Origin of the sequence: Caballeronia sp. GAFFF1, from assembly GCF_023630705.1 — a bacterium.
GTDB lineage: Bacteria > Pseudomonadota > Gammaproteobacteria > Burkholderiales > Burkholderiaceae > Caballeronia.
The window spans coordinates 49,660-59,935 of sequence record NZ_JALQEM010000007.1 but is presented as its reverse complement, the minus strand read 5'-3'; the positions used below and the strand labels follow the sequence as shown (position 1 = coordinate 59,935).

Sequence of the window (10,276 nt, the reverse complement as noted above, 5' to 3'; positions counted from 1 at the left end):
TATTTATCGGGGGTGTGTTTTTGGGGGGGTTGGGGCAAACCCCCCAAAACAAAATAAATATTGGGGGGGGGTGGGTTTTTTTTTTTTTTTTTTTTTTGGGGGGGGGGGGGGGGGGGGGGGGGCGCCCCCCCCCCCCCCCCCCCGTCGTTCAGGAACGGGCAGAACACGACCGCGTACTCCAGCCCTTTCGACTTGTGGATCGTCACGATCTGCACGAGATTGCGGTCCGACTCCAGCCGCAATTGCGCGTCCTCGCCGCCGCCTTGCTGCGCGCGCTGCGCGGCGAGCCAGCGCAGCGTCGGCGCGATGCCGGGCTGCTCGGCCGAGCGCGCCTGCAGCAGTTCCGCGAGATGGTTGATATTCGTGAGCCTGCGCTCGCCGTCCGGCCGCGTGACGAGGCGCGCGGCAATCGACAGTTCGCGCGTCAGCGTGCGCCACATCACCGCGAAGCCGCGCTCGTGCCAGATCGTGCGATAGCGCGAGAAACGCTCGACCCAGCCTGTCGAATCATTCGGGCCGTCGATCGAATCGGCCGCCGAAACCGCGTGTTCGAGACGCCAGAGCGCGCCGGCATCGAGCCCGAACCAGTCGGTCGCGAGCGCGGCGCGCAGCCGCCGCAAGTCGCCCGGCGTGTCGATGGCGGCAAGCACGCGCTCGATTTGCTCGGCGTCGAGCGAGCCGAACACCGACGCCTGCGCGAGTTCCACGCTGCCGACGCCCCACGCCGCGAGCACGCGCTTCACCATGCTGCCCTGCCGGTGCGTCTGCACGAGCACCGCGATATCTCCCGCGCGAAGCGGCTCGTCGCCGATGCTCACTTCGCCGCGTTGCGCGCCGCACAAGAGCCGCGCGATCTCGGCGGCGCACGCTTCGGCCGCATCGCGCTGCGCGTTCCCCTTCGAGAGCGCGGAATCGCCGTGCGGCAACATCCACACGCAGAAATCAGCGAGATCGGAATACGCGGCGGCGGGCGTCGCATCGACGAAGGGCCCGCGCGAGCGCGTGCCCGCGCGCACCGGCTGATAGTCGAGTCCTTCGAGGATGAACGCCGACGGATTCGCGCCGAACACGCGGTTGCACGCCTCGATGATGCGCACCGTGGACCGCTGGTTCACTGCGAGCGTGTAGCGCGCGCTCGCGCCCTCGCGCGCCGCGAGATACGTGTGCAGATCGGCGGCGCGAAAGCTGTAGATGGCCTGCTTCGGATCGCCGACGAGAAAGAGCGGCCCGTGCGGCGCGAACACGCGATTGAAGATGGCGTACTGCAGCGGGTCCGTGTCCTGAAATTCGTCGATGAGCGCCGCCGGATAACGCTCGCGCAACGCCTCTGCAAGCCACGCATGTTTGACGAGCGCGTGATGCAGGTTCGAGAGCAGGTCGTCGAACGAGACGACACGGCGGGCGCGCTTTCTCGCCGACAACTCGGCCGGCGCGTAGTCGAGCCACTCGCGCACGAGATCGAGCCACAGCGCGCGCTGCGACACTTCCGCAGCAGCGGCCGCCGCGGCAAGCGTCTCCGCGTGCTCGAAAAACGCATGCGCGGGCGGCGCGTGCTTGACCTTCGTGCCCTTCGCCAGCGCCGACGCGGTGATCTTCAGCGCGTCTTTCGGCGGCGGCGCGTGACAGTCGGCATCGTCGAAATACTCGGCCCACGCGTCGATGGCCGCTTCGATCATCGACCGTTTATGCGAGGTCTGCTTGAGCATGGCCTCGGCGTCGAAGAGCAGCTTCGCGATCGCGTCGCGCTCGGCGTGCCATAACGCGCAGGCTTCATCGAATAGCGCCTTTGCGTCGGCGGCTTCTGCGGCTTGTCCATCGGCGAAACTGCCCCAGCGAAGCGTCGCGAGCGGTTTCTTCAGGCGTCGCGCGAGCTGTGCATCGAGCGATGCCGGCCCCGCGCCTTTCGCAACCAGCCACGACGCAAACGAAGGCACGCGCGCCGCCGCAGGCTCGACGCGCTCGCGCCAGAAATCGGCGGCGAGTTCGAAGCGCAGCGTGCTGTCGTCGGCTTCCATGTCGAACGCGAACGGCATCGCGGCGGCGAACGGCGCTTCCTGTAGCGCGCGCTGGCAAAACGCGTGGATCGTGTGAATGGCGGCCTGATCGAAGCTATGCAGCGCGATACGGATGCGTTGCAGCGCCTCGTCCGGGTTCATCTGTTCGAGCGTGGTTTCGAAGAGCCGCTCGATGAACGGATCGCCCGCCGCGTCGCCGTTTTCGATGGCATGTGCGACACCCGCAAGCCGCGTGCGGATGCGCTCGTGCAGCTCCGCGGTCGCGGCCTTCGTGAAGGTGACGACGAGAATGCGCTCGACGCTCAACTGCTTCTCCAGCAGCAGGCGCACGTACAGCGCGCAGATGTTCCAGGTCTTGCCCGTTCCGGCAGACGCCTCGATCTGATTGACGCCATCGAGCCCACAGGCGAAGACGTCGAGTTCCTGCACGGATTCGTGATTCACAACGTCGGTCATGGTAGTCATGCGCCGCTCCGCAGATGCTCTCGAAGCGGTTCGAATACGATGCGCGCGAGCGCGGCGAAGCGTTCGTCGAGCGTTAAAGATTCGCCGCGAAACGCGATGCGATACGCCGGATCGTCGGCCTCGGCGCGCGTGCGCTCGGACTCCCATGCCGCTTGCGCACGGGCCTCGCCTTCTGTCAGCTTGAGCCACGCGCTCTTCGGAAAGAAACGCAGCGGCATGCGTCGCCCCGCGCGATAAAGCGCCGCGAGCGTGCCGAGATGCGCGAGCGGATCGGCGACGGGCGCGAGTTCGAAATCCGCCGACTGCGCGCCGCGACCATGCCAGACGGTGCGGCGCGGACCGTCCGGCAGCGCCGCGCAGTAGGCCAGATGCGCGAGCCACGCCGACAGGTAATCGCGGGCGCGCGGCTGGTCGTAGCGGTAGATCACCTGCCCTTGCGGCGTCAGGCGATTCAGCGTGCCGGCGAGCGTGAACGGCCGCTTGTCGACGAGGGCGTCGTCATAGGTTGCGAAGAGTGCCACGCCTGCGGTGTCGGGCCAGCGCGGCGCGATGTCGAGCACGAACGGCAGCCGCGTCACGCCTTCCGCCACCGACACGCGGATGCGGTCCGCCAGATGCGCGAGCGCGTGCATCTCGCGCGCCTGCCAGACCGCGCCCGTCGCGCCGCCCGGCATTTCGGGGCTCGTGCGCGCGACGTGGCGGGCGCGTTCGCGGGCGCGCGCGGCGGCATCGTCCGTGGCATCGAGCAGCGACGGCAGCACGCGGGCCGCGAGCGCATCGCGGCCCGCGAAGCCCAATTCGAACGGCTCGGTGATGTCGAGCTCCGCATCGGCATCGACGAGCGCAATACCCAGGCGATCGCGCAGCAGCGCCCGCGCCGGGTGCCGCCAGAAACGCACGAAGTCGTCAAAGGCGACGATGTCTTCGTCCTCTTCCGGCGGCAGCGGCGTGTCGAAGAACGGCGGGCTGCCCTGCGTGCGCCCTGCCGCGAGCGCGCGCGCCAGTTCCGCCCGCTCGGGCTCGTACGTGAAAAGGCGGCCGCCCGGCTCGAAGTACTCGGGCGCGAACGGCTGAAGCGGATGTTCGTGGACGAACAAGGCGCGCGCCTCGCGCAGGGCTTCCGGAGCCGCATGCTTGCCCGCGACCGCCTGCGCCAGATAATCCAGCAGTTCGTCGATCAGCGCGGCAGGCGGCAGCACGGCGTTGTCGCGAATGCTGCGCCCCGTGTACGCAATCAACAGCCGGTCGCGCGCGGCCAGCATCAGGTCGAGGAAAAGATTACGCTCGTCGTCGCGCCGCTGACGGTCGCCGAGCTTGCCGAAGCGCGCCATCAGATCGAACTCGTCGGCGCGCGCGAGGCTCGGCAGCATGCCGTCGTCCATGCCGAGCAGGCACACGACGCGATAGGGCAGGCCGCGCAAGCTCGTGAGCGACGAAAACGTGACGCCGCCCCACGGCACGCCGCCGCGCGCCGGATCGTCGAGCGTATCGGTGAGCGCGGTGCGGATCACGGCGGCGGGCACTTGCGTATCGCCCGCGCCTTCGTCGATAGCGGCGATCAGCGCGTCGATGGCGTGGCGCACGTCGCCGATGGTGTCGTTGAACGCGACGCCTGCGTCGAAGAAACGCTCGAGCGCGCCTTGCAGCAACTCGCCCCACGCACGCGCGTTGCGCGGCGTTTCGATCTCTTTCGCGAAGGCGTCGATGTCGTCGATGAAGCGCGTCAGACGCCCGAGCAGTTCCGCCTCCGAGCCTTGCGCGCCTTCCACCGGCAGCCAGTCCGCGACCGGCGCGCCGCCGCCGGGCAGCGCGTAGCCGAGGTAGAGCCGCGTGAGCGCGTCCGCGAACGTGTGGCGCGCGGCGGGCACATGCTCGCTCGTGACCTCGTCGGGCCGCAAGCCGCGTCGGGCGCCCGCCTGCGCGAGCCATTCCTGCGCCGTCTCGAGCGATGCGGCGTCGATGCCGTAGCGCGTGGCGATCGCATCGACACGCAGCCATTCGATCAACTCCGGCGCGCCGACGCCGCGCTCGGCAAGCGCGAGCCAGTCGAGCATCGCGCGCGCGACGGGGTTCGCCTGCGACGGCGGCAAGCCCGTGATGCGATACGGAATGCGCCGCCGCTCGTTGCTGGCCCCGGCGGGCGCGGTGCCGAAGATGCCGTCGATCAGCGGCCCCGCCACCGCGAGATCCGGAAACGCGACGAGCACGTCGGACGGTTCCAGGCCTTCTATCGAGTCGAACCAGTCGAGCAGGCGGTCGTGCAGCACTTCCAGTTGCCGCGAGAGGCTATGGCAAACGTGCACTTCTACGCCCGTATCGACGATTGCTTCCGGCTGCGGCGAAGCGTTGTCTTCATCGAGCGTGAGGATGCCGTTCTGCACGCGGGCGAGCCACGTCGGCGCGGGGTTCTCTTCGAACAGTTCGCGCTCGCTGGACGCGGCGCTCTCCGTCAGCTCGTTGAGCATATGCAGCTGTGCTTGCGTCTGCCGGCCCCACTCCGCGAGCAATGGATGACCGACTTCCTGAAAATCCGCCTCGCCCTTCAGTTGCAATTGCTCGACGCGCGCCTCGCTCACGATATCGAACCAGAATTCGCGGCACGGGTTGAGCGCGTAGATGCGCACGTCGATCCAGCGCGACAACTCGCGCAAGAGCGCGATATGCAGCGGCGGCATGGTCGGCAGCGCGAAGACGCTGATGCGCCGCGGCCACTCGGCGCGCATCGCGGTATCGAGATCGAAGCGCGGCGCTTCGGCCAGAAAGCGGTAAGCGGGCGGCGTCGGGTCGTGCTCGTGATCCGGCGCTGCGAGGTCTTCCAGCAGCGCGCGCCACAGCGCTGCCTGCCAGTGTTCGTCCTGGCGCTGGATGTCGCTCGCGCCGGCAAGACGCGGCCCGCGCGCCTCGATCTGCGCGCCGCCGCCCGCGAGAATCGAGCCGCCCGCCTGCCAGTGCGTGAGCCATTCCGGGCGATACGTCAGATAGTGATCGAACACCGTCGCGATGCGGCGCGCGAGTTCGTAGCGCATGGAATCGTCGGCGGCGTTCAGATATGTCGACAGGCGCGGCGCCTCGCGGAACGCGGGTTCGTCGAACAGGCGATAGCAGCGCCACGCCAGCCGGTCCGGCGCGAACGGCGAATGCGCGGGCACCGGCAGCACGCGGCCGATTTGCGCCCAGAGCCACTGCGCGAGATAGCAGAACTGCACGTTCGCGCAGATGCCGAAACGCTCGGCCATGTCGAGTTCCAGGCGGCGGCGCACGGCTGCGCTCGGCACGATCACGGCCTCGCTCGCGAAGGGATCGCTCTCGCGCATGGCGAAGGCGTCGAGGTCTTCGAAGAGCGCGGCGGCAAGCGTTTCGTGACGGTTCGAGTAGAAGAGTTCGAGCATGAAAGGCGATCGGGATGCGCTCTGAAAGCCGCGAAAGGCAAAGCTTTGTCAAATCAAGCGCCAGCATAACAAAGGGTCGCGCGTGCCGAGAACTCGGCCATTCGGCCGAGGTCCGAAGGCCCGGTAAGTTGGGTTAGACTCGACAACGCCCTTGCCCGCCCCGCGAGCGTCCAGACAGGAAGTCGATGCGTTACTCGTTCGAAATCAGGAAGTTCATCTATAGCCAGTACTTCTTTGGCGGCTTGCGCTGCGCGCTCGGCATCTCGCTGCCAGCGGTGCTCATGCTCACGGTGTTTCACAACCGCGAGCTCGGCTTCACCATCGCGACGGGCGCGCTCGGCGCATGCGTCGTGGACATGCCCGGCCCGCTCAAGCACAAGCACAACGAGATGCTGGCGTGCACGTTCATCGGCTTCTTCTCGGCCCTTGCCACCGGCATCGCGACGGCGAATCCGCTTACGCTCTGGCTGACCGTGGTGCCGCTCACCTTCGTGCTCTCGCTGATCGTGGTCTACGGCAACCGCTGGCCGCAGATCAGCTTCGCCACGCTCTTCATGATGATCGTGACGCTGGAAGAGCATTTCACGCCGATGCAGGCGCTCATCAACGCGTCGTGGATTCTGCTAGGCGGGCTCTGGTACACGTACTGGGCCACGCTCGTGTCGCATCTGCTCGTCTACCGGATCGAGCGGCAGGCGCTCGCGCAGAGCATCTTCAGTTGCGCGGAATACCTTCAGGCGCGCGCCGAGTTCTACGACAACGACGCCGATCTCGACGAGTGCTACAGAAAGCTGATCGAAAAGCAGATCGCGGCGGTCGAGCAGCAGGAAGGCGCGCGCGACATCGTGCTGCGCAATCTGCCGAAGGTGAAAAGCGGCAAGCTGGATGCGCGGCGCGCGCGGCTTTTCAATCTGTTCATCAACATCGTGGATCTGCACGAATTCTTCGTCGGCGCGCACACGGACTATCCGCTTGTGCGCAAGACGTTCGCCGGTTCGGACGTGCTCGTGTTCTATCGCGACCTGATGCGCAAGGCGGGCGAGGACTTGCAGGAGATCGGGCTCGCGGTGCTGCAGAATCGTCCGGCGCCGAAGCAGGTCAGCACGAAGGCCGAGCTGCGCGCGATCGAATACGAACTGGAACTCATGCGCAAGCACGCGCTGCCGGAGAAAAATCCGGAAGCGTATGCCGCGGCGACAGCGGTGTTCCGGCGGCTCTGGAGCGCGACGCGTCTCATCGACAAGATGCGCCGCCGCACGCGCGACGAGGCGAGCCCGACCGAAACTGAATTGCAGATCGACCACGCGCTCTCGCGATTCATCTCCAGCCGGCGCGTGCCGTTCAGGCAGATCTTCTCGAACCTGACCATGGCATCGCCCAGCTTTCGCCATGCGCTGCGCGTGACCATCGCGGTGGGCGTCGGCTTCTGGCTCGGCAGGCTCTTGCCGCTCACCAATGCGTACTGGATCGTGATGACCACGGTCATCATCCTCAAGCCCGGCTATTCGCTCACCAAGCAGCGCAACACGCAGCGGATTATCGGCACGGCGATCGGCTGCGCGGTCACCATCGCGCTTATTCTGCTCGTGAAGGACCCGCACATTCTGCTGGTCGCCATGTTCGCGTCGATGGTGATGAGCTACAGCCTGCTGCTTTTCAATTACGCGGGCAGCGTCGTGTTCACGTCCAGCTACGTGCTGCTGATGTTCCACCTGCTCGCGCCGGGCAGCTTGCGGCTCATCGGCGAGCGGGCCATCGATACCGTCGTCGGCTGCGCGATTGCCATCGCGGCGAGCCACCTGTTCCCGTACTGGGAATATCGGCTGATGGGCAAGCTCGTGAAGGACCTGCTGGGCGCGACGCGGAATTACCTCGAAGCCAGTTGGGGCTGGAAGGCGAAGGCGGCAGCGGGCGCAGCACGCGCGGCGGCCACGGCAACCGCCGCAGCAACGACCAGCGCGCCGAGCGCCGTCTTTGCCGACGGTCAGGCGCGCGCCGCGTTCGCCTCGTCGATGCAGCCGGCCTCCGTCTCGGCGGAAGCGGCCAGCGAGCCAGCGCAAGCCACCACGACGGCAGAAGCCGAAGCCGTCGCGGCCAGCGCGATCAAGGCCGCGAGCGCAACGGCCGAGCGGCTGTCGTCGGCGGGCATCGGCGAGAGCACGGCTGCGACCGCGAGCAAGGGCGCATCGGCCGCCGCCACGGTCGTCGCGTCCGCGCTCGACCGCGACTACGGCTATCGCCTCGCGCGCAAGAACGTGCACGTGGCCTTCGCCAACCTCGCGCAGGCTTTTCAGCGCATGATGCTGGAGCCGAAGGCACAGCAACGGTATGTCGCCGAACTCAACGATCTGCTCGTGCAAAGCCACGTGCTCGCGTCGCAGATCACGGCGGCCGCACCGCTCTTGCAGTCGCTCAACGGGGCCGACGGCCAGTCATTCGAACCGGTGCAGCGCGCGTTCGCCGTCGTGCGGGACAACTTGTCGGAAGCGCAGGCGGTCGTCTCGGAAGAAGACGGCGCTGCATCGCCCGATGCGATCAAGACGCTCCGCCGCGATCTGGATTCCATGGTCGCCGCAGCGGAACGCGCGCAGAGTCTGCCCGCCGATGCCATTCAGGATCTGAAACTGCTCGCGCATCAATGCAAGCAGATGCTCACGGCGTCGGCGCTCATCCGCAAGGACGCGACGCAGATTCACCTGCCCGCGTGATCGCGAACGCCTTACTGCGAGGCGCCGGTGGCCGGCAGTGCCGGACGCGCGTCGCTCGCGGCGGCGGGCGGCGCGTTGTGCTCGTCGAACTCGCGCTTGTCGCGGATCGCGTTGAAGAGCAGCGTGAAGATCACGAGCAGCACCACGACCACGATGAACACGGTGATGCCCAAGGTCGGATTCTTCTTGCGCGGGAGGTGCGGGCGATCTTGGCGGGGGTTGTCGGTCATGGCGGCGCAGCGGCTCGTTGCGGTTATCGAGATAAAGCCAGCATCGTACCCGCACTGCTTTTCAGTTGGATTGCGACCGGCCGCGGTCATTTCGCTGCGCGAACGAGGCCCGCGAAATTCACTGCTGCATCGCCCGGCTTGTAAGAGGCGCGCCCGAATGACCATACTCAACGCGATTCCATGCGCGTCCGATTCCGGCGAGGGCTTGAAGGGGCAAGACCGGAATACCTAGTGACCGGACGTGTTGCGCCGCCCTCCCCGGGCGGCTTTTTCTTGCGCGTTTTTTATGCGACGCGGTCAGGCGTCGGCGGCGGGCCGCACCGGCAGCGCCGTCGAATATTTGATCTGCTCCATTGCGAAGCTCGAACTCACATCGTAGAGCGGCACCGCGCGAATGAGCTGTTTATAGACGCGGTCGTAATCGTCGATGTCGGATACCACCACGCGCAGCAAGTAATCCGTCTCGCCGCTCATCCGGTACACCTCGACCACTTCCGGTATATCGCGCACGGCGCGCGTGAATTCGTCGGCCCAGCTTTGTGTGTGCTGATTCGTGCGCACCGCGACGAACACCGTCGTGCCGACGCCGAGCTTCTTCGGATCGCACAGCGCGACCTGGGCGCGAATCACGCCCGTCTCCTTCAGACGCTGCACCCGCTTCCAGCACGGCGTCTGCGACAGATTCACCCGCGACGCCAGTTCCGCAATAGGCATCGTCACGTCGCCTTGCAGCAGTTCCAGCAGCTTGCGGTCGATGAGGTCCATTCCCATACTGCACCCCCGATAGGAAAATTTTCTATTTTTGCTTCTCCGAGCGGAATTATATGGAAACCGTTTCCGGATGCAAGCCGGTATAAATTCGTGATCGACATCACCGGCACGCACGTCATCATGGAACTCGAATTAGCCACTCAACGCAGCGTGCATTTTCCGGCTGACCGGAACGCTGCCGTCGGCCGCCTCTGTCACGAAATCGATACCGCGCTCGATGCGGCGCAAGCCGATGGCGGCATCTCGTTCGGCGTGCGCGTGCATGCGGCACTTTCCAGAGCGATCGCCGATCCGGCGCTTCTGCGTGCCGATCAGCGCGCCGGCAGTCCGCAGGGCTATCAGCGTCATCTGCTCGCCGCCGATCCGCTCGGCCGTTACGCGATCGCCGCGCTCGTCTGGGAGCCGGGGCAGTCGAGCCCCGTGCATGCGCATCGGACATGGTGCGGTTATGCGGTCATCGACGGCGCGCTCGCCGAGACGCAGTATCGTTGGGACGCGAATTCGCATCGCGCCATCGAGACGCGCCGGCATCCGCGCGAAGCGGGCGCGGTGTCGTATGCGGACGCGGGACGCGGCGCGATTCATCAGCTCTGCAATCCCGCCGATGCCACGACGCGCGCCGTATCGATCCACATTTACGGCGTGGCGGGCGAGCACATCGCCACGCACGTCAACGATCTTCTCGCCGCCTGAGCGAC

At 66.6% G+C, this 10,276-nt stretch carries 6 protein-coding genes; 2 read left to right on the top strand and 4 right to left on the bottom strand.

Annotated elements, in window-relative coordinates; genetic code table 11:
- Both NCR37_RS04640 and recC read right to left on the bottom strand, forming a co-directional pair.
- Nucleotides 1-2,471 (bottom strand): UvrD-helicase domain-containing protein (locus NCR37_RS04640; protein WP_250471983.1); only part of this gene is annotated, 2,471 nt, incomplete at its 3' end.
- Between the two features lie 5 nt (nt 2,472-2,476).
- Nucleotides 2,477-5,869 (bottom strand): exodeoxyribonuclease V subunit gamma, encoded by a 3,393-nt coding sequence (recC, locus tag NCR37_RS04635; protein ID WP_250471978.1) that lies wholly within the window; start codon nt 5,867-5,869, stop codon nt 2,477-2,479.
- Nucleotides 5,870-6,054: 185 nt separating this feature from the next.
- Here recC and NCR37_RS04630 point away from each other — a divergent pair, with 185 nt between their 5' ends.
- Complete coding sequence (locus NCR37_RS04630) at nt 6,055-8,577, top strand: FUSC family membrane protein (protein ID WP_250471977.1); 2,523 nt, start codon at nt 6,055-6,057, stop codon at nt 8,575-8,577.
- Between the two features lie 11 nt (nt 8,578-8,588).
- Here the strand turns inward: NCR37_RS04630 and NCR37_RS04625 are convergent, their stop codons facing one another.
- Nucleotides 8,589-8,807, bottom strand: a complete 219-nt coding sequence (locus tag NCR37_RS04625; RefSeq protein ID WP_250471982.1) for a hypothetical protein — start codon at nt 8,805-8,807, stop codon at nt 8,589-8,591.
- A gap of 297 nt (nt 8,808-9,104) precedes the next feature.
- Nucleotides 9,105-9,578 (bottom strand): Lrp/AsnC family transcriptional regulator, encoded by a 474-nt coding sequence (locus NCR37_RS04620; protein WP_502800043.1) that lies wholly within the window; start codon nt 9,576-9,578, stop codon nt 9,105-9,107.
- 90 nt (nt 9,579-9,668) lie between these two features.
- On the opposite strand from NCR37_RS04620, the gene NCR37_RS04615 reads away from it, so the two are divergent.
- Nucleotides 9,669-10,271, top strand: coding sequence for a cysteine dioxygenase family protein (locus tag NCR37_RS04615; protein WP_250471976.1), 603 nt, complete (start codon nt 9,669-9,671; stop codon nt 10,269-10,271).
- Nucleotides 10,272-10,276 lie beyond the last annotated feature (5 nt).